This window comes from Streptomyces sp. NPDC101118, assembly GCF_044759445.1.
Lineage (GTDB): Bacteria > Actinomycetota > Actinomycetes > Streptomycetales > Streptomycetaceae > Streptomyces.
On the sequence record NZ_JBIVZG010000004.1, the window covers coordinates 186117 to 206112 of the forward strand.

The 19996-nt window shown below is 74.9% G+C and carries 20 protein-coding genes; 19 read left to right on the forward strand and 1 reads right to left on the reverse strand.

Annotated features, from left to right (window positions below; genetic code table 11):
• Positions 1-3 precede the first annotated feature (3 nt).
• From ACIQUQ_RS09710 to ACIQUQ_RS09795, 18 genes are all read left to right on the forward strand, one after another.
• Positions 4-279: an acyl carrier protein gene (locus ACIQUQ_RS09710; RefSeq protein WP_403664373.1), complete on the forward strand. Its 276-nt coding sequence runs from the start codon at positions 4-6 to the stop codon at positions 277-279.
• Between the two features lie 106 nt (positions 280-385).
• Positions 386-1171 (forward strand): 3-oxoacyl-ACP reductase FabG, encoded by a 786-nt coding sequence (fabG, locus tag ACIQUQ_RS09715; protein WP_403973263.1) that lies wholly within the window; start codon positions 386-388, stop codon positions 1169-1171.
• A gap of 113 nt (positions 1172-1284) precedes the next feature.
• Entirely contained in the window at positions 1285-2238 is a 954-nt protein-coding gene (locus tag ACIQUQ_RS09720) for an aromatase/cyclase (protein WP_403973265.1), read from the forward strand.
• Positions 2239-2242: 4 nt separating this feature from the next.
• Positions 2243-4600 carry an SDR family oxidoreductase gene (locus ACIQUQ_RS09725; protein WP_403973267.1) on the forward strand — a complete coding sequence of 786 codons (2358 nt, stop codon included), beginning with the start codon at positions 2243-2245 and terminating at the stop codon, positions 4598-4600.
• 12 nt (positions 4601-4612) lie between these two features.
• Positions 4613-5857 (forward strand): MFS transporter, encoded by a 1245-nt coding sequence (locus ACIQUQ_RS09730; RefSeq protein ID WP_403973270.1) that lies wholly within the window; start codon positions 4613-4615, stop codon positions 5855-5857.
• Positions 5847-6431 carry an NADPH-dependent FMN reductase gene (locus ACIQUQ_RS09735; RefSeq protein WP_403973272.1) on the forward strand — a complete coding sequence of 195 codons (585 nt, stop codon included), beginning with the start codon at positions 5847-5849 and terminating at the stop codon, positions 6429-6431. The genes ACIQUQ_RS09730 and ACIQUQ_RS09735 overlap by 11 nt, the downstream gene beginning before the upstream one ends.
• A gap of 5 nt (positions 6432-6436) precedes the next feature.
• A complete protein-coding gene (locus ACIQUQ_RS09740; RefSeq protein WP_403973274.1) occupies positions 6437-6634 on the forward strand; it encodes a hypothetical protein in 198 nt (65 codons plus the stop codon).
• A 167-nt stretch (positions 6635-6801) separates the two neighbouring features.
• Entirely contained in the window at positions 6802-7440 is a 639-nt protein-coding gene (locus ACIQUQ_RS09745; protein WP_403973276.1) for a 4'-phosphopantetheinyl transferase superfamily protein, read from the forward strand.
• 37 nt (positions 7441-7477) lie between these two features.
• Positions 7478-8419: an ACP S-malonyltransferase gene (locus ACIQUQ_RS09750; protein ID WP_403973279.1), complete on the forward strand. Its 942-nt coding sequence runs from the start codon at positions 7478-7480 to the stop codon at positions 8417-8419.
• An 81-nt stretch (positions 8420-8500) separates the two neighbouring features.
• Positions 8501-9364, forward strand: a complete 864-nt coding sequence (locus ACIQUQ_RS09755; protein WP_403973281.1) for an NAD(P)H-binding protein — start codon at positions 8501-8503, stop codon at positions 9362-9364.
• Positions 9365-9366: 2 nt separating this feature from the next.
• Positions 9367-10302, forward strand: a complete 936-nt coding sequence (locus tag ACIQUQ_RS09760) for an alpha/beta hydrolase (RefSeq protein ID WP_403973836.1) — start codon at positions 9367-9369, stop codon at positions 10300-10302.
• Between the two features lie 231 nt (positions 10303-10533).
• Entirely contained in the window at positions 10534-11178 is a 645-nt protein-coding gene (locus tag ACIQUQ_RS09765; protein WP_403973284.1) for an antibiotic biosynthesis monooxygenase family protein, read from the forward strand.
• Positions 11175-11957, forward strand: coding sequence for a class I SAM-dependent methyltransferase (locus ACIQUQ_RS09770; RefSeq protein ID WP_403973286.1), 783 nt, complete (start codon positions 11175-11177; stop codon positions 11955-11957). The genes ACIQUQ_RS09765 and ACIQUQ_RS09770 overlap by 4 nt, the downstream gene beginning before the upstream one ends.
• 64 nt (positions 11958-12021) lie before the next feature.
• On the forward strand, positions 12022-12891 hold the full coding sequence (locus tag ACIQUQ_RS09775; RefSeq protein WP_403973289.1) for an NmrA/HSCARG family protein: 870 nt from the start codon (positions 12022-12024) through the stop codon (positions 12889-12891).
• Between the two features lie 53 nt (positions 12892-12944).
• Complete coding sequence (locus ACIQUQ_RS09780) at positions 12945-14060, forward strand: acyl-CoA dehydrogenase (RefSeq protein WP_403973291.1); 1116 nt, start codon at positions 12945-12947, stop codon at positions 14058-14060.
• Between the two features lie 86 nt (positions 14061-14146).
• Positions 14147-15451: an MFS transporter gene (locus ACIQUQ_RS09785; RefSeq protein ID WP_403973293.1), complete on the forward strand. Its 1305-nt coding sequence runs from the start codon at positions 14147-14149 to the stop codon at positions 15449-15451.
• A gap of 188 nt (positions 15452-15639) precedes the next feature.
• Positions 15640-16710: an alkene reductase gene (locus ACIQUQ_RS09790; protein WP_403973295.1), complete on the forward strand. Its 1071-nt coding sequence runs from the start codon at positions 15640-15642 to the stop codon at positions 16708-16710.
• Between the two features lie 105 nt (positions 16711-16815).
• Complete coding sequence (locus tag ACIQUQ_RS09795) at positions 16816-17925, forward strand: DUF6081 family protein (protein WP_403973298.1); 1110 nt, start codon at positions 16816-16818, stop codon at positions 17923-17925.
• 156 nt (positions 17926-18081) lie between these two features.
• On the opposite strand, the gene ACIQUQ_RS09800 is transcribed toward ACIQUQ_RS09795, so the two are convergent.
• On the reverse strand, positions 18082-18489 hold the full coding sequence (locus ACIQUQ_RS09800) for a MarR family winged helix-turn-helix transcriptional regulator (RefSeq protein WP_403973301.1): 408 nt from the start codon (positions 18487-18489) through the stop codon (positions 18082-18084).
• Between the two features lie 124 nt (positions 18490-18613).
• On the opposite strand from ACIQUQ_RS09800, the gene ACIQUQ_RS09805 reads away from it, so the two are divergent.
• Positions 18614-19957 carry an MFS transporter gene (locus tag ACIQUQ_RS09805; protein WP_403973839.1) on the forward strand — a complete coding sequence of 448 codons (1344 nt, stop codon included), beginning with the start codon at positions 18614-18616 and terminating at the stop codon, positions 19955-19957.
• Positions 19958-19996 lie beyond the last annotated feature (39 nt).

The window sequence follows — 19996 nt, forward strand, 5'->3', positions numbered from 1 at the left end:
CGCATGTCCCAGCACGAGTTCACCACCGAGGACCTCAAGCGCATCCTGCTGGAGGGCGCCGGCGCCGACGAGAGCGTCGACCTGGACGGCGACATCCTCGACACCGAGTTCGAGCAGCTCGGCTACGAGTCCCTGGCCATGCTGGAGACCGCCAGCCGCATCGAGCGCGAGTACGGCATCACCCTCGACGACGACGTGCTCGCCGACAACCCCACCCCGCGCGCCCTGGTCGCGGCCGTGAACGCGGCGGTCGCCGCGAGCGCCCCCGTCGCCGCCTGACCCGAGCCGCCCCGGCACCTTCCGGTACGCCGCCGCGGCGGGCCCGCACCCCGCCCCGGCGGCGGACCGCCCCTGTCCCGCCCCCCTTCCACAGGAGAGCCCTTTCATGTCGAACACCGAGCAGCGGGTCGCCCTCGTCTCCGGCGCCACCAGCGGCATCGGCCTGGCCGCCGCCCGCCTGCTGGCCCAGCAGGGCCACCGCGTCTTCATCGGCGCCCGTGACGCCGAGAACGTCCGCAACACGGTCAAGGAGCTCCGCGAGGAGGGCCTCGACGTCGACGGCCAGACCCTCGACGTGCGCTCCCAGGAGGCCGTCGACGCGTTCGTCGCCGCCGCGGTCGAGCGCTTCGGCACGGTCGACGTGCTGGTCAACAACGCCGGCCGGAGCGGTGGCGGCGTGACCGCCGACATCGCCGACGAGCTGTGGGAGGACGTGATCGACACGAACCTCAACAGCGTCTTCCGCCTCACCAAGGCCGTGCTCAACGCCGGCGGCATGCGCCACAAGGACCGCGGCCGGATCATCAACATCGCCTCGACCGCGGGCAAGCAGGGCGTCGTGCTCGGTGCCCCGTACTCCGCCTCGAAGCACGGCGTGGTCGGCTTCACCAAGGCGCTGGGCAACGAGCTGGCGCCCACCGGGATCACCGTGAACGCGGTCTGCCCCGGCTACGTCGAGACCCCGATGGCCCAGCGCGTCCGCCAGGGCTACGCGGCCGCCTACGACACCAACGAGGACGCCATCCTCCAGAAGTTCCAGGCCAAGATCCCGCTCGGCCGCTACTCCACCCCGGAGGAGGTCGCCGGCCTGGTCGGCTACCTGGCCTCCGACACCGCCGCCTCCATCACCGCGCAGGCGCTCAACGTCTGCGGCGGCCTCGGCAACTTCTAGGCCCCCGGCGCCCGTCCGGACCCGACGCCCGTCCAGCCCCGACGCCCGTCCGGACCCGGCACCCGTCCGGCGCACCACCGCCGGTACGCCCCTACCACCCAGAAGGGACAAGCATGTCTGTGTCCGGCCCGCGCGAGGTGCGCGAGGTGGAGCACGAGATCACCGTCTCCGCCCCGGCAGCCGCCGTCTACCGGCTGATCGCCGAGGTGGAGAACTGGCCCCGGATCTTCCCGCCCACCATCTACGTCGACCACCTGGAGCGCTCCGGCAACGAGGAGCTCATCCGGATCTGGGCCACCGCCAACGGCGAGGCCAAGAACTGGACCTCGCGCCGCGTCCTCGACCCCGGGGCGCTGCGCATCGAGTTCCGCCAGCAGGTCTCCACCCCGCCGGTCGCCTCCATGGGAGGCACCTGGATCATCGAGCCGCTCTCGGAGACCGAGTCCCGGATCCGGCTGCTGCACGACTACACGGCCGTCGACGACGACCCCGCCGGCCTCGCCTGGATCGACGAGGCGGTCGACCGCAACTCGCGCTCCGAGCTGGCCGCGCTGAAGACGAACGTCGAACTCGCCACCGCCTCCGAGGAGCTGACCTTCTCCTTCGAGGACACGGTCGAGATCGCCGGCTCCGCCAAGGACGTCTACGACTTCATCAACGAGGCCGGCCTCTGGTCCGAGCGGCTCCCGCACGTGGCCACCGTCCGCCTCACCGAGGACACCCCGGGCCTCCAGACGCTGGAGATGGACACCCGCGCCAAGGACGGCTCCACGCACACCACGAAGTCGTACCGGGTGTGCCTGCCCACCGAGAAGATCGCGTACAAGCAGACCACGCTCCCGGCGCTGATGAACCTGCACACCGGGTACTGGACCTTCCGCGAGACCGCCACCGGCGTGGCCGCCTCCTCGCAGCACACGGTGGTGCTGCGCGCCGAGAACATCGGGAAGATCCTCGGCCCCGACGCGGACGTCGCGCAGGCCAGGGAGTACGTGCGGACGGCCCTCAGCACCAACAGCCGCGCCACCCTCGGCCACGCCAAGGCGTACGCCGAAGGCAAGCGCTGAGCCCATGGACGCCGTGGACACCCATGTCATCGTCGTCGGGGCGGGCCCCGTCGGCCTCATGCTCGCCGGTGAACTCCGCCTGGGCGGCGCCGAGGTGATCGTGCTGGAGACCCGGGACGCGCCGACCACCGAGTCCCGTGCCTCGACCCTGCACGCCCGCACCATGGAGCTGCTCGACCAGCGCGGCCTCCTCGACGGGCTGGGCGCGCCCCCGCGCGAGCCCATGGGCCACTTCGGCGGCGTCCCCCTCTCGCTGGACCTCCCGAGCCCGCACCCCGGGCAGTGGAAGGTCCCGCAGATCCGCACCGAGGAGCTGCTCGGCACCTGGGCCACCGGCCTCGGCGCCGACCTCCGGCGCGGCCACGAGGTGACGGGCCTGGCCCAGCACCCGTACCACGTCACCGTCGAGGCGCGCGGCCCCGGCGGGCCCGTCCGCCTCACCGCGCGCTACGTGGTGGGCTGCGACGGGGAGCGCTCGGCCGTACGGCGGCTGGCCGGCTTCGAGTTCCCCGGGCACGACGCGGAGCGCGAGCTGATCCGGGCCGACGTGGACGGCGTCGAGATCCCGAACCGGCGCTTCCAGCGGCTGCCCGGCGGGCTCGCCATCGCGGCCCGCCGCGGTGACGGCGTCACCCGCGTGATGGTCCACGAGTTCGGCCGGGCCGCCCGTGAGCGGTCCGCGGAGCCGGAGTTCGCGGAGATCGCGGAGGCCTGGCGGAACGTCACCGGCGAGGACATCACCGGCGGCACCCCGCTGTGGGTCAACGCCTTCGGCGACGCGTCCCGGCACGCCGGCCGCTACCGCGACCGCCGCGTGCTGCTCGCCGGCGACGCCGCGCACCAGCAGATGCCGATCGGCGGCCAGGCCCTCAACCTCGGCCTCCAGGACGCGGTCAACCTCGGCTGGAAGCTCGCCGCCACCGCCCTCGGCCGCGCCGCGCCCGGGCTGCTCGACTCCTACCACCGCGAGCGGCACGAGGTCGGCCGCCGGGTGCTGGGCAACATCTCCGCCCAGGCCCGGCTGCTGCTCGGCGGCCCCGAGGTGGAGGCGCTGCGCTCCGTCTTCGGGGAGCTGATCGGGTACGAGCGGGTACGGGCCCACCTGGCCGGGATGATCAGCGGCCTGGACATCCGGTACGAGGCGGACCCCGACGCCCACCCGCTCACCGGAGCCCGGCTCCCGTACGCGGAGCCGGGCACGGCAGGAGGCCTCGGCGCCGCCCTCGGGCCGCTCCGCGCGGGCCGGGGCGTGCTGCTGGTCTTCCCCGGGCCGGACGCGGCCGCGCTGGCCGGTGCCGCCCGGTCCCGGGCCGGGTCCGTGGACACGGTCACCGTCCCCGCCGTCCCCGAGGGAGGCGAGCCGGCCGGCGTACCGGCGCTGCTGGTGCGCCCCGACGGATACGTGGCCTGGGCCGGGGGCGACCCGGCCGGGCTGACCGCGGCGCTGGACCGCTGGTTCCGGGCCGACGGGGCCGACGCGTCCGCCGGGTCCGCCGGGGACCCGGCCGGGAAGGCCGGCCGGCCCGCCGCCGCGCCCACCACCACACCACCGACCACCCCCACCACACGGACGCCCCAGCGCGTCGACAGGAGTGCCCCCATGGGAAATCTGACGGGTAAGACCGCCCTGGTCACCGGCGCCAGCCGGGGCATGGGCCGCGCCACGGCAGAGCGCCTCGCCCGCGAGGGCGCGCTCGTCGCCGTCCACTACTCCACCGGCGCGGACGCCGCCGCCGAGGTGGTCGCCGGCATCGAGAAGGACGGCGGCCGCGCCTTCGCCGTCAGGGCCGAACTCGGTGTCCCCGGCGACGTGCACGAGCTCTTCCTCGCCCTGGAGCAGGGCCTGAAGGAGCGCACCGGCTCCACCGAGCTGAACATCCTGGTCAACAACGCCGGGGTGATGGGCGGGGTGAAGCCCGAGGACACCACGCCCGAGCAGTTCGACCGGCTGTTCGCCGTCAACGCCAAGGCGCCGTTCTTCATCATCCAGCGGGCCCTGGCGAACATCCCGGACGGCGGACGGATCGTCAACATCTCCTCCGGGCTCACGAAGTTCGCCAACCCCGACGAGATCGCCTACGCCATGAGCAAGGGCGCGGTCGAGATGCTCGCCCTGCACTACGCCAAGCTGCTCGGCCCCCGGAACATCACCATCAACTCCGTGGCCCCGGGCATCACCCGCAACGACAACCCGCTCTTCGACATCCCCGAGGCCGTCGAGGCCATGTCGGGACTGTCCGCCTTCAACCGGGTGGGCGAGCCGCGGGACGTCGCCGACATCATCGCCTTCCTCGCCTCCGACGACGCCCGCTGGATCACCGGCTCGTTCGTCGACGCGACCGGCGGCACCCTCCTCGGCTGAGCCGCACGGACCATGACCCTTCCCAAGACCGCCCTGTGGGGGCTGCTCGGCGTGCTGGCGGGCAACATGCTCATCGACGCGCTGGAGGTGTCCACCGCCGTCGTGGCGGCCCCCTCGATCGGCGCCGACCTGGGCATCCCCGACAGCAGGCTGCACTGGGTGCTCAGCGCCTTCGCGCTCGGCTTCGGCGGGCTGCTGCTCTTCGGCACGCGGATCACCGGCCGGTACGGGCGCCGCCCCGTCTACCTGGCCGCGCTGCTCGGCTTCGCCGCGGCCTCCGTGGCCGGCGCCCTCACCGACGAGCCCGCGGTGCTGTTCGGCACCCGGCTGGTCAAGGGGGTGTGCGCCGCCCTGACCGCGCCCACCGGGCTCGCGATCATCGCCACCGCCTTCCCCGAAGGGCGGCCGCGGGAACGGGCGTTGTCCGTGTACACGCTCTTCGGGGCCGCCGGCTTCACCGGGGGGCTGCTGCTGTCGGGCGCCCTCACCGAGGCCGGCTGGCGGCTCACCTTCGCCTTCCCGGCGCCGGTCGTGCTCGTGCTGTTCCTCCTCGGGCTGCGGCTGATCCCGGCCGACGACACCCCGCGGGGCGCCGTGCGCGGGCCGCTGGTGCCCGGGGTGCTGCTGCGCACCCCGGCCCTGGTCCGGTCCGCGCTCGGCGCCGCCGCTCTCAACGGCTCGTACCTCGGGCTGCTGTTCCTGCTCACCCTGCGCCTCCAGAACGGCGCCGGCTGGGGACCGCTCGCGACCGGGCTTGCCTTCCTGCCCGCCAGCGTGCCGCTGATGCTCACCGCCCTGCACTCGGGGCGGCTGGTCAGCCGGTTCGGCGCGGCCCGGCTGATCGCCCTGGGCGCGGTGGCGCCGCCCGCCGGCTACCTGCTGGCCCTCGGCGTCGGCACACCGGTGCGGTACGCGAGCCAGGTCCTGCCCGTGATGCTGCTGGTGGGCGCCGGCTTCCTGCTGTCCTTCACCGCCCTGCACACCCAGGCCACCTCCGCGGTGCCCGCCGAGCTGCGCGGCACCGCCGGAAGCCTCTACCAGACCGCCGTCCAGACGGGCGCGGCCGTCACCCTCACCGCGGTGGCCGCCCTCGGCACCGCCGGGTACCGCACCGCACTGCTCCTCGTGACCGGCGTCGGCCTGGCCGGGCTGTGCGTCGCGCTGGCCGGCGTACTCCCCGGCCGCCGCACGCCCGCACCGGCGCCGGCCGTCCCCCGGACCTCCCCGACCCCTCGGAAGGAATCCCATGTCCACTGAACCCCTCCGCCTCGCCGTGATCGTCGGCAGCAGCCGCGCCGGCCGCTTCGGCCCCGTCATCAGCTCCTGGTTCACCGGCATCGCCCGCGAGCGCGGCGACCTCGACGTCGACCTCATCGACCTCGGGGAGCACGCCCTGCCGCTGGAGCTCTCCCAGGACCCCACCCCCGAAGCCAGGGCCGTGCTCGCCGAGGTCTCGCCCCGGCTCCAGGCCGCCGACGCCTTCGTCGTCGTCACGCCGGAGTACAACCACAGCTTCCCGGCCCCGCTGAAGAACCTCATCGACTGGCACTACACCCAGTGGCAGGCCAAGCCGGTCGGCTTCGTCTCGTACGGCGGCCTCTCCGGCGGCCTGCGCGCCGTCGAGCAGCTCCGCCCGGTCTTCGCCGAACTGCACGCCGTCACCGTCCGGGACTGCGTCAGCTTCCACTCCGCGCACGAGCAGTTCGACGCCGACGGCCGCCCCCGGGACGAGACGGGCCCGGAGCGCGCCGCCAAGGTGCTGCTCGACCAGCTGACCTGGTGGGGCACCGCGCTGCGCGAGGCGCGCACCCGCGTGCCGTACGGGAGCTGATCCCGGTGGGACCGATCAGGAGCGGCACCGCCCGCCCCGCCCGGCACACGGCGCTCGGCGCCACCGACACCGATGCCCGCACCCAGGTGGTCAACCGGTACGTGTACGGCGTGCTGGGCACCGTCCTGGGGCTCGGCCCCGAACTGTCCGACCCGTCGGGCGGACCGGCCGGCAAGAACTGGAGAGGAGCCGTGCGGAGCTGAACGGAACACGCACGGGGCGACCCGCCGCGCGGACCCGCACCGCGGCGGCGGAGGTGCCGGAGGACCCCACGCGGGCGCCGGGCGCGCGGGGACCCGCCTCACCCGGCGTGCCCCGGCGCCGGCGGCCCCCCAAGGGGCTGCCGGGACCGGGTCTGGTGGACCTGTGGATGCTGAAGGCGCCCCCGCCCGAGGCCGGCCCCCTGGACCTGTCCGTCCTCGACCCGGCGGAGCGGGACCGGGTGGCCGCCTTCGTACGGCCCACCGACGCCCGCGCGTACGCCGCCGCGCACATCGCGCTGCGGCGGCTGCTGGCCGGCTGGCTGCGCATCGGCCCCGAGGAGATCCCCATCTGGCGGGAGCCGCTGGGCCGGCCGGTGATCCCGTGCCCCGGCCTGAAGCTGCACTTCTCCGTGTCGCACAGCGGCGGGCTCGCCCTCTTCGCCGTGGCGGCCGCCCCCATCGGGGCGGACGTCCAGCGCAGGACCGGGGACCGGACCATCGACGCCGTCGCGCGCACGCTGCACCCGGCCGAGCGCGCCGAGCTGGAGGCGGCGCCGGAGGAGGCCCGGCCCGAGCTGTTCGGCCGCATGTGGACCCGCAAGGAGGCCTACCTGAAGGGCATCGGCACGGGCCTGCGCCGCTCGCCCGCCGCCGACTACCTGGGCTCCGACCCCCGCCTGCGGCCCCACGGCTGGACGGTGTTCGACGTGTCCTGCCCGCCCGCCCACACCGCCGCGGTGGCGGTCCAGGGGCCCGCGCCCAGGCAGCTGCGCGTCCACTGGCTGCCGCCGGACTGGCTCGCCTGACCCGGAGCGGCCCGAACAGAGAAAGGAAGCAACTGGCATGACCCGTACCGCATTCCTCTTCCCGGGGCAGGGCGCGCGGCGCGCCGGCATGGGCCGGGACCTGCTCGCCGGCCGTCCCGAACTGGCCGACCGCTACTACCTGGAGGCCGACCGGCTGCTGGGCATCCCGCTGTCGTGGGCCTGTCTGCACGGCCCCGACGGCCAGTTGCGCGAGGCGCCCGTGAGCCAGCCGGCCGTGCTGCTGACCAGCCTGGTCACGCTCGACGTGCTGCGTTCGCGCGGTGCCGAGCCGGACGTCGTGGTGGGCCACAGCCTGGGCGCGTACACGGCGCTGGTGGCGGCCGGCGTGCTGGACTGGACGGACGCGCTGTGGCTGGTGCGGCTGCGTGGCGAGCTGGTGGCCGCGGCCGACGACCGGGTGCCGGGGCGGATGGCGGCCCTTTGGGGGCTGCCGCTCGCGGCGGCCGGGCGGCTGTGCGCCGAGGCCCGGCTGGCGACCGGCGAGACCGTGGAGACCGCCAACGACGGTGAGGGCGGCCGGGTCGTCGTCTCCGGGCAGCTCAGGGCCGTGGCGCACGTGCTGGACGCGGCCCGGGCGGCCGGGTTCCGCGCCACGGGCCTGTCGGTGGGGGCGGCCCTGCACTCCAGCCTGATGCGGGAGACCGAGGCGGAGTTCGGCGAGGCTCTGGCCGCCACCGAGTTCCGGGACCCGGTCGTCCCGGTGGTCTGCGGCTCCACCGGAGGGTTCCTCACCACGGGCGCGGCCGCGCGGGAGAGCCTGCGCGGCGAGCTGAGCCGGCCGGTGCGCTGGGCGGCGGCCGCGGACCGGATGGCCGCCCTCGACGTGAGCCGGTTCGTGGAGGTGGGACCCGGCCGCACCCTCGGCGGGCTGCTGCGCCGGCTCGACCCGAAGGCCCGCGTCCACGCCACCGGCACGGCCGCCCAGCTCTCCCTGACGACCGCGGCGCTGGCCGCGTAACCGATCCGCCCCCGCGCCGCGCAGTCCGATCCGTTCCGCCGCGCGGACCGCTCCCCCACTTCACGAGAAAGGCACTCCCCTATGCCGCAGACCGTCCTGGTCACCGCCGCCACCGGCAACGTCGGCCCGCACGCCCTGGCCCAGCTGCTGGAGGCGGGCGTGACCGCCCGCGCCCTGGTCCTCAAGGACGACCCCCACATCGGCCGTGTCCCCGAGGGCGTCGAGCTGTTCGAGGGCGACCTGGCGGATCCCGACAGCCTGGACGCCGCCCTGGAGGGCGTGGACGCGGTCTTCCTCATGTGGCCGTTCTTCACCACCTCGGTGGAGACCGCGCCCGCCGTGGTCCGCAAGATCGAGGCCGCCGCCCGCCGGGTGGTGCTGGTCTCCTCGGTCGGCGTCCACATCGGCCTGGAGCGTGTGGACAACAACTGCCACGCCTACCTGGAGGAGCTGCTGGAGGACACCGCCCTGGAGTGGACCTTCCTGCGCACCACCGGCTTCCAGGCCAACGCCCTCGGCTTCGCCGGCCAGATCAGGAACGGCGGCACCGTGCACTTCCCGTACGGCGCCGCCACCCGCACCTCCGTGCACGAGGCCGACGTGGCCGCGGTCGCGGTGGCCTCGCTGACCGAGCGGGGCACGGCCCACGCGGGGCAGAAGTACCTGGTCACCGGCCCGCTCGCGGAGTCTCAGGAGGAGCAGGTCCGGATCATCGGCGAGGTGCTCGGCCGCGAGCTGGAGTGGCGGGACATCGAGCACCAGGCCGCCAGGGACGCGATGGTGGGCGCCGGCTGGCCGCCGTCCTACGCGGACGGCGCGCTCGACTACTTCAGGATGCTCACCACCGAGGCCGAGGTCGGCTCGACGGTGGTCGAGGAGGTCACCGGCAGGCCGGCCCGCACCTTCCGGGAGTGGGCGCTGGAGCACACCGCGGTGTTCCGGTGACCGTGCGGGAGGTGCTGCTCGACGCCGCCGGGATCCCGCTGTCCGGGCTGCTGGCCGAGCCGGCCGGGGGTCCGCCCCGGGCGCTGGTGCTGGCCCTGCACGGGGGCGGGATGCGCGCCGGGTACTTCGACAGCCGGGTCGTGCCGGGGCTCTCGCTGCTGGAGCTCGGGGCCCGGCTGGGGTACGCGGTGCTGGCCCTGGACCGGCCCGGGTACGGGGCCTCGGCGGCCGCGCTGCCGGAGGGGCAGCCGGTGGCCGGGCAGGCCCGCACCGTCCGCGCGGCGCTGGCCGGCTTCGTGCGGGAGCACGCGGTGGGGGCCGGGGTGTTCGTCCTCGCGCACTCCAACGGGGGCAAGCTGGCGCTGGCCCTGGCGGCGGACGGCTCGGGGCCCGGGCCCGGCTCCGGGCCCGGCTCCGGGCCCGGCTCCGGCCCCGGGCCCGGGCCCGGCTCCGGGCCCGCGCTGCTGGGGCTCGACGTCTCGGGGATCGGCAGCCGGTTCGCCGTGGGGCCCGAGCTGATGCCGGGTCCGGACACCTCGGGCGACTGGCGGCGCCACTGGGGCGCCCTGCGCTGCTACCCGCCGGACGCGCTGCGGCGGGGCCAGGAGCTGCTGGCCCGGGTGCCGGACACGGAGGCGCTGGAGGGCCCCCGGTGGCCCGAGCTGTACCCCGGCATCGCCGCCCGGGTGCGGGTGCCGGTCCGGTTCACCTTCGCCGAGCAGGAGCGCTGGTGGCGGCACGACGAGGAGGCGGTGGCGGCCCTGACCGCGCCGCTCGCCTCGGCCGTCGTACGGGTCGACCGGCAGCCCGATGCCGGCCACAACATCAGCCTGGGCTGGGCGGCCCGTACGTACCACCTGCGCGCCCTCGGCTTCCTGGAGGAATGCCTGCTGGCCCGCGACGCGGCCGCACCGGTCCGGGCCCGCGCGGCGGCCTGACCGTTCCGGCCCCGGCCCCGGCCGGCACCCCGCCCTGCCTGGCCGCCCCGCGACCGCCCCGCGGCGGCCCCACGGTCCCCGGCGGCCCCGCGGCGGCCCCACGGCTCCGGCCGTGAACCCGGCCGGCACCCCGGCCGCTCCCGGCGTCCCGGCGGCGCCCGGCCGGAGCCGGCCGGCACCCCCGCCGCCCGGCCACCGGTCCCTTCGTCCACCCCAGCTCCGGAGGAGCACATGTCCACCACCCCCTTCGTCACCTTCGACACCTGGCACGCGGACGACGGGCCGGCGGCGCTGCGCCTCGCCGACGCCCTCGCCGCGGAACTCCGCGACCGGTACGCCCCCGCGCCCGGCTTCGCCTTCGCCCGGGTGCACCTCAGCCTCGACGGCCGTACGGTCGTGACCTGCACCGAGTGGGACGCGGAGGCGCACTGGACGGCCGCGTCCGCCGCGCTGCCCGCCGGCGCGGCGCTCCGCACGGAGCCCGGCAGCGCCTTCCGCGGCACCCGCGCGGCCCACGTGGCCGGCCCCGAAGCCGGCACCGCCCCGGGCATCGTCTCGGTCGCCACCCGGCACGTCGGCACGGCCGTCGCGGCCCGCTCGCTGCTCCGGCACCTGCTGGACACGGCCGACTGGAAGCGCACCTTCCCCGGCTTCGTGTCGGCCACCCCCTTCATCAGCCTGGACGGCACCACGTACCTCAACTACCCGCAGTGGACGGACGAGGCGGCGTACCGGGCGTACATGACGGATCCGCGCAACGCGGCCGCGCAGGGCGGGATCGCCGCCCTGGAGGTCGCGCCGCCGGAGTTCGTGATGGCGGTGGTCCACGCACAGGTCACGGCGGCGGACGCCGCGGGCGCGGGGAGGGCGGCATGAGCTCGTACAGCACGGGGTCGCTGACGAAGGACCAGCTCTCGCGGCTGGACCAGGTGCGGCTCTTCGAGAAGAAGTACGACCCGGTGACCGTCTCGATCCTGGAGTCGCTGCCGGTCGGGCGCACCTGGCGGTGCCTGGAACTGGGCGCGGGCGGCGGCTCGATGGCGTACTGGCTGGCGGACCGCGCCGACCTGGGCAGCGTGCTGGCCGTGGACGTCGACACGGCGTACCTGGACGGGGACCGTGCGCCCAACCTGACAATTCAGCGGTCCGACATCAGCGCCGGTGACTTCGCCCCGGGTACGTTCGACCTCGTGCTCGCCCGCGCCACGGTCGAGCACGCGGCGAACCCCGACGAACTGCTGGAGCGGGCTGCGGGCTGGGTCGCGCCCGGCGGCTGGCTGGTGGTGGAGGACTTCTACTACCTGCCCGCCGAGCACGCGCCCACCAGCGTCGGACGGGCCCTCGTCGGCGCGTACGTCCGGCGGATGGAAGCACAGGGAGCGGATCTGGGCTGGGCCCGTCATCTGCCCGCGGCGCTCGCGCGCGCCGGGCTGACGGAGGTCGGCTCGCGGGTGACCCCGGCCGGTCCCGGGCAGTCGGCCGCCGACGACGAGCTGATCGGCCTGCGCATGCGGCAGGAGGGTCACACGCTCGTCGAGAGCGGCCTGGTCGAGGCCGGTCAACTGGCGGCCTTCATCGACGCGTTGGGCACTCCGCAGGCGCGCGACATGACGACCCTGATGGTTTCGGCTTGGGGACGCAGGCCCCAAGAGTAGATAGTTGGCCAGCCAAGCAATATGGTTGGTGGGCCAACAGTTCTTCTGAGTGGAAGGCATTGCCATGTCTGTTGTTGCCGGAACCGTGCTCGTCCTCGGTGCCACCGGCCGTCAGGGCGGCGCCGTGGCCCGTGAGCTGCTGCGCCGCGGCTGGCCGGTGCGCGCCCTCGTCCGGGACCCCGCCTCGGACGCCTCGCAGGCCCTCGCGGCCGCGGGCGCCGAGCTGGTGCCCGGCGACCTGGAGGACACCGCCTCCCTGGACGCCGCCCTGCGCGACGTCTACGGCGTCTACAGCGTCCAGACCTTCACCGGCCCCGACGGCGCGGCCGGCGAGGAGCGGCAGGGCAAGGCCGTGGCCGACGCGGCCGCCCGGGCCGGCGTCGCGCACTTCGTGTACGGCTCGGTCGGCGGCGCCCGGCGCGGCAGCGGCGTCGAGCACTTCGAGAGCAAGGGCCGCATCGAGGCCCACATCGAGGAGCTCGGCCTGCCCGCGACCGTCCTGCAGCCCACCATGTTCCTCGACAACTTCCAGTGGATCGGCCCCGCGGCGGTCGACGGCGAGCTGGTCCTCAACCTCGCCCTGGAGCCTGACACCAGGCTCCAGATGATCGCCTCCAGCGACATCGGCGTCTTCGCCGCCGACGTCTTCGCCGACCCGCAGGGCCACCTGGGCCGCACCATCGAGATCGCGGGCGACGAGCTGACCGGCCCGGAGATGGCCGACGCCTTCGCGAAGGCGGCCGGCGTCCCGGTCCGCTTCCGGCAGCAGCCGATCGAGCAGCTCCGCTCCTTCAGCGCCGAGATGGCCACGATGTTCGACTGGTTCAACAGGGAGGGCTACCGGGCCGACCTGCCCGCCCTGCGCGCCCGGCACTCCGACCTGATCACCCTTGAGACCTGGGCCGCGCGGAACTGGACCGCACCCCAGGGCTGACCCGGAGCCCCGGCCGCCCACGCACCCACGCCCCGCCCTTTGGAGGTACCCCCATGTCCGCACCGACTGCCGCGATCACGGCCGCCCGCGCCGCCGGAGCGGTCGCGGCGCGCCACGCGGCCGAGGCCGACACAGGCCGGCGCCTGCACGTCGACGTCGTGGCGGCCCTGACCGACGCCGGGTTCGCCCGGCGGTTCGTGCCGGCGCACCTGGGCGGCGAACCGGTGACCTTCGCCGAGCTGACCGAGGCCGTGGCCGCGGTCGGCGAGGGGTGCGCCTCCGCCGCGTGGGTGGCCTCGCTCACGGCCCACGTCGGGCGGTTCGCCACGTACCTGCCCCTGGAGGGTCAGGAGGAGGTCTGGGAGAAGGGTCCCGACACCCGGCTCGTGGCGGCCGTGGTGCCGCAGGGCACCACCGAGCGCGTGGACGGCGGCTGGCGGATCTCCGGCACCTGGAACTTCCTGAGCGGGGTCGAGTTCTGCGACTGGGCGCTGCTGCTCGGCCCGGCCGCGCCCGGCGGCCGCCCCACCGGGCAGGAACGATTCTTCGTGGTCCGGCGGGACGACTTCGTCATCGAGGACACCTGGAACACCCTCGGCATGCGCGCCACCGGCAGCCATTCCGTGCGGGTCGACGAGGTCTTCGTACCCGACCACCGGACCTTCCGGCAGGCCGACCTCTTCGAGGGCCGGCGGTCCGAGGCCGCCGGCGGTGCGCGCACCGGCCTGCCCGGCGAGGGCCTGCCGATCTTCGCGGTCAACGGCCTGACCTTCGCCGCCCCCGTCCTGGGCGCCGCCCGCGGCGCCCTCGCCCTGGCCGGGCAGTCCCTCGGCGGTACGGACGGCCGTCCCCCGGCCCGAGACGCGTACCGCACCGCCTTCGCCCTGTCCGCCGGCGAGATCGACGCGGCCGGGCTGCTGCTCCAGCGGGTCGCCGCCACCGCCGACCTCGGCGGCGTCACCCCCGAACTGGTCACCCGCGCCCGGCGCGACAGCGCGCTCGCGACCCGGATGCTCGCGGGCGCGGTCGACCGGCTCTTCAAGGGCAACGGCGTGCGCTCGACCGCCACCGGCGCCCCGCTCCAGCGCTACTGGCGCGACGTGACCAGCGCCGCCACCCACGGCGTGCTCCAGTTCGAGCCCGCGGCGCTGGAGTTCACCAAGCGCTGACCCAGCGCCCCGCGCGGCGCGCGCCGCCTCCCGCTTCCCGTCCCCTCCCGCTTCCTGTCCCCTCCGCTCTCCCCTGTGAGGACCAGATGAGCTCACCCAGCCCGGCCACGCCAGGCCCGGCCGGACCGGCCGGACCGGCCCCGGCCGGCGCCCCTGCGCAGCCCGCAGGCACGCCGGCGATCCTCTCCGTGCTGCTGCTCGCCACGACGCTCACCGTGATGGCCGGCGCCATCGTGATGCCCGTCGTCGAGGTGATCCGCGGCGACCTCGGGATCAGCGGCACCGAGGCCGGCCTGATCCTCACGGCGCACGGCCTCTCCCTGGCCGTCGCCAGCCCGCTCACCGGCTGGCTGGTCGACCGGATGGGCGTCCGCACGCCCCTCGCGGCGGGCCTGGTGCTCTACGGCCTGGCCGGCGGAGCGGGCCTGCTCACCGACTCGTACGTGTCGCTGCTGCTCACCCGGATCGTGTTCGGCATCGGCGCGGCCTTCGTCTTCACCGGCACCACCGTGGCCGTGCTCGCCCTCTACCAGGGGCCCGAGCGCGACAGGGTGATGGGCTGGCGGGCCACCGCCCAGTCCCTGGGCGGCGTCGTCTGGCCGCTGATCGGCGGCGCGCTCGGCGGGGTCTCCTGGCACGCGCCGTTCGCCATCTACCTGCTCGGCGTCCCGCTCGGCCTCGCCACGCTGGCCGCCCTGCCCGACACCCGCGGCGCGGGCGGCCCCGCCAAGGGGGGCACGGTGCTCCAACTGCTCCGGCAGCGGCCCGCGCTCATCGGGTTCTACCTGCTCCAGGCCGTCTGCTCGGTCCTGCTGTATGCGATCGGCGTCTTCCTGCCGCAGCGGCTGGCGGAACTGGGCGTCGAGGAGCCGTTCCTGGTGGCCCTCTACAACGTGGTCATGACCGTGGTGATGAGCCTGGTCGGCCTCGTGTACGCCAAGCTGCGCGCCGGCCTCGGCTACACCCTGCTGCTCCGGCTGGCCGCCGTGGCCTGGGTCGCCGCCTTCCTGATCCTGGGCGTCGCCGACCAGACCCTGCTGCTCTTCCTGGCCCCGGCGCTGTTCGGCCTGGGCCTGGGCATGGCCTTCCCGGCCCTGGCCGTGCTCATCGGCGAGGGCGCACCGCCCGAGCTGCGGGGCCAGGCCACCTCCCTGTCCGGCACCGCCACCTTCATCGGGCAGTTCGCCTCGCCGCTGCTGCTCGGGCCGCTGATCGGGGCCACCTCGGTGACCACCGGGTTCCTGGCCTCCGCCGGGCTCTCCGCGGTGGTGCTGCTCCTGCTGCTGCCGTTCAGGGCGGGCGGGCCGGCGGCCGCACCGGGCGGGGCGGCCGCGGCGGATGCGGCTCCGGCCGGCGCGGCTCCGGCTGCCGCCGCGGCTGCCGATGCCTGACCTCCGTACGGCGGACGCCTGATCCCCGTAGGGCCACCTGACCTCCGTACCGCCGCGCGGGCCACCCGTACCCGTGCGTCACGTACCGCCCGCGGGCGCACCTGCACCCGCATGCCAGACCCCAACCCGGGGCGCCCGTTCCCCCGTACCGGCGCCCGACTCCGTATCACCCGTTAGTGAGGACACCCATGACCACCGCATTCGACCCGGCCGACCTGGCGGGGACCAAGCTCGCCAACCGTCTCGTCATGGCGCCGATGACCCGGAGCCGTGCCGCCGAGGGCGCTCTGCCGACCGAGCTGACCGCCGAGTACTACGCCCAGCGCGCCTCGGCCGGTCTGATCATCACCGAGGGAACCCAGCCGAACGTCAACGGCCAGGGCTACCCCTTCACCCCCGGCATCCACAGCGCCGAGCAGGTCGCCGCCTGGCGCGTCGTGACCGACGCCGTGCACGCCAAGGGCGGCGTGATCTTCGCGCAGCTCATGCACGCCGGCCGCATCGGCCACCCGGTCCTGCTGCCCGGCGGCATGACCCCCGTCGGCCCCTCCCCGGTGGCCGCCAAGGGCCAGGTCTACACGCCGGAGGGCCCGAAGGACTTCGTCACCCCGCGCGAGCTGACGGGCGACGAGGTCCGCGCCACCATCGCGGACTTCGCCTCCGCCGCCCGCAACGCGATCGACGCCGGGTTCGACGGCGTCGAGCTTCACGGTGCGGCCGGCTACCTGATCCAGCAGTTCCTCGGCCCGGTCAGCAACCAGCGCACCGATGAGTGGGGCGGCTCGGTCGAGAACCGCATCCGCTTCGCGGTCGAGGTCGCCAAGGCCGTCTCCGCCGAGATCGGCGCCCACCGCGTCGGCCTGCGCATCTCCCCCGGGACCAACCCGTTCAACGACATCCAGGAGCCGGAGCCGCAGCCGACGTACGCGGCGCTGATCGAGGCCCTCAACCCGCTGGGCCTCGCCTACCTGCACATGATCGAGGGCGCCGACCGCGACCTCATGCTCGCCATCCGCAAGGAGTGGCAGGGCACCTTCATCCTCAACCCGGCCACCGAGGGCCGCCCGACCGGCGTCGAGGAGCTGAAGCTCGTCGAGGACGGCACGGCCGACCTGCTCGCCTACGGCGCGCTGTTCCTCGCCAACCCCGACCTGCCGGCCCGCCTGGCCGTCGGCGGCCCGTTCAACGAGGCCGACCCGGCCACGTTCTACGGCGGCGGCGCCGAGGGCTACACCGACTACCCGGCGCTCGCCGGCTGACCGACGGCACCGCCGGGTTCCCCCAGGCGCCCGGTCCGGCCCCGCCCACGCGGTGACCGGGCCGGGCGCCTGCCCGTACGGACGACATCCCGAGGAGACCAGAGCATGGCCCGCCGTACCACCCGCACTCCGTCCGCCTTCCGAATACGCCGTACCCCTGCCCGGCTTCGCGGCGCCGTCGGCGCAGCCGTCGCCGCGGCCGTCTCCGCCGCCGCGATGACCGCCGCGCTGCTCCCGGCGACCACCGCCGTGGCCGAGGAGTCCGACGGCCTGGCCGCGCCCCGACGGGTGCTGTTCCGGGACGACTTCACGGCCGGCTTCGCCAACTCCGGTGCGGGCGCCAAGTGGAGCACCCCGTTCACCGACGGCGTCGTGACGACGTCGGCCGCCGGCCTCAAGGTCGTCCCGTCCGGCACCGACCCGGCCACCGGGCAGCCCGCCTTCCAGTGGACCACCGGCCAGCAGTCGGGCGGCGGGATGGGCACCCTGGACCACATCAAGTGGGCCTCGATGACCACCCACACCGCGTCCACCGGACTGGCCGGCTTCGACACCCCGGCCACCGGCACGCTCAGCTGCGCCACCACCCTCTCGGCCACCGGCACGGGCATGGGTGCGCACCCGTTCGGCGCGGCCGTCTCCGACGCCGAGGCCGATCCGCGCCTGGGCTCCGGTGCGCTGCTGTTCACGGACCCCGAGTCCAACGTGGTCTTCGACTTCTTCGTGACCAACAAGAAGATCTACGCCGTCTACGAGCGGCTCCGGAAGCCGGGCACCACGTACGCCGCCTACTCGTACGCCGTGCCCGTGGCCTCACGGACCAGCACCTCGACGGACACCCTGAAGATCTCCGTCAACCGCGCCAACGCGAGCGTGACCTGGACGGTCAACGGCGCGAACGTCCTCTCGGTGTGGGGCATCGGCAACCGCGTGCCGGACCGCAAGTACATGACCCTGGACCACGGCGGCACGGAGGAGACGGTCCGGCCCCGCCAGCTCAACTGCGGTCTGGGCACCTTCACCCTGCTCGACGGTGCGACGGGCGCCGACGGCAAGGCGCTCGTGAAGATCGACTCGACGGTCGACTACTTCAACCCGCGGCAGGGAGCCCCCGCCGCGCAGACCTTCGTGGACGCCGCGGGCCTGGCCGGGAACCGGCTGTGGGGCCAGGGCGTTCAGCTGAGGGTCGGCAGCGTCGAGGTGACGAGCAGCTGAGCGGCCGTCGCCCGGTCGCCGAGCGGCCGCTGACCGGCCGCTGACCGGGCGCTGACCGGGCGCTGACCGGCCGCTGACCGGCCGCTGACCGGCCGGCCGCCCCGGGCGCACTGACCCCGGGGCGGCCGGCGTCGGTCGTCCCTGCGGTGGGAGGCCTCAGGCCCCGCGCGGTTCCACCAGGTTGCGTTCCATGCGGCGCAGCAGCCGCAGGGCCTCGGTGCGCTGGCGTTCCGACATCCCGGCCGTGGTGATCGTCTCCAGGTCCGCCCAGGCCCTCTCGACCTCGCTGCGCAGCGCCCGGCCCTCGGAGGTGAGGGAGACGATCACCGAACGGCGGTCGTCGGGTGCGGTCTCGCGGGTGATCAGACCCTGCTGTTCGAGGCGCTGCACGGTGCGCGTGACCGTCGAGCGGTCCAGCTTGAGCGCGTTCGCCAGCGCGCTCTGGGACTGGTGGTCGTTCTCCCACAGGCGCATCAGGAGCAGTTCCTGGCCGGGGTAGAGGCCGATCCGGCCCAGCAGCGGCGAAGCGGCCGCCCAGTGGGCGCGGGCCAGCCGGAGAATCATGTGTCCGATCTCCCCGTACTCCTCCACCGGGCCTCCACGCCGCCGTCCCACAATTCGTCGCCGGGCACACGTCCGTGGCCCGGCCACACACTACAGCGGCGCCGGAAGGGGTCCCTTGAACACGATCAGGCGGACGTTCCAGTCCCTCTCGGTGCGGAACTTCCGCCTCTACGCACTGGGCCAGCTGATGTCCGTGACGTGTACGTGGATGATGATCGTCGCCCAGGACTGGCTGGTCCTGGGCCTGTCCGGCGACTCCGGCACGGCCCTCGGCGCGATCACCGCGGCCCAGTTCGCCCCCGTGCTGCTGCTGACCCTGTACGGGGGGCGGCTGGCGGACCGGCACGACAAGCGGCGCATCCTCGTGCTGGCCAACCTGGCCGCCGGCGTGCTCGCCCTCGCGCTGGCCCTGTGGGTGGTGGCCGGGGGCGTGCGGCTCTGGCACATCGGGGTGTTCGCCGTGCTGCTGGGCGCGGTCAACGCCGTGGAGGCGCCGACCCGGATGTCCTTCATCAGCGAGCTGGTGGGCTCGGAGCTGCTGCCGAACGCCTCGGCCCTGAGTGCGGCGTACTTCAACACCGCCCGGGTCGCCGGGCCCGCCCTGGCGGGGCTGCTGATCAGCGGTTACGGGGTGGGGCCCGTGATGCTGCTGAACGCCGTGAGCTACCTCGCGACCGTGGTGAGCCTGCTGCTGATGCGGCCGGGCGAGATGCGCGGCGGGGGTGCCGGGCGGGCGCGGGACACGCGGGTGGTGGACGGGCTGCGGTACCTGCGGTCGCGGTCCGACCTGCTGCTGCCGATCGGGCTGGTCGCGGTGAACGGCCTGTTCGCCTTCAACTTCCAGCTGACGCTGCCGCTGCTGGCCAAGACCGTGTTCGGGGCCGGCTCGACGACGTTCGGGCTGCTGAGCAGTTCCCTGGCGGTGGGCTCGCTGGTGGCCGCCTTCGCCACCACCGCACGGCGGGGCCGGCCCTCCGCGGGCGTGGTGACGGGCGGTGCGGTCGCGTTCGGGGCGCTGGAGGCGCTGACCGGGTTCGCGCCCTCGCTGCCGGTGGCGCTGGTGCTGCTCGCGGCCACCGGGTACGCCATGAGTCATTTCGCGCAGTCCTCGAACCACCGCATCCAGCTGGGCTCCGATCCGCGGTACCGGGGGCGGGTGATGGCGGTGTACACCCTGATCTTCCAGGGGTCGACGCCCGTGGGGGCGGTGCTCACGGGCCTGGTCTCCGAGGAGTTCGGGGCGCGCTGGGGGATGACCGCGGGCGGGCTGGTCTCGCTGGCTGCGGGGCTCGGCGCGTGGTGGCTGCTGCGGCGTGGCTACGGGCTGGCGGCTTCGGGGAGCGGGGCCGGGGATACGGCGGACGAGGTCCGTGCTTCTGGGGAGGGGGCCGTCACCCCCGTAGTACTTGAGAGCTACGCGGAAAGGGCGCTCCCCAGCGGGACGCCGACCACGCGGCGCGGTTCGTAGCTTCGGGTCCGGTGGGGGCGCGACCGGTGTCCCCCAGGA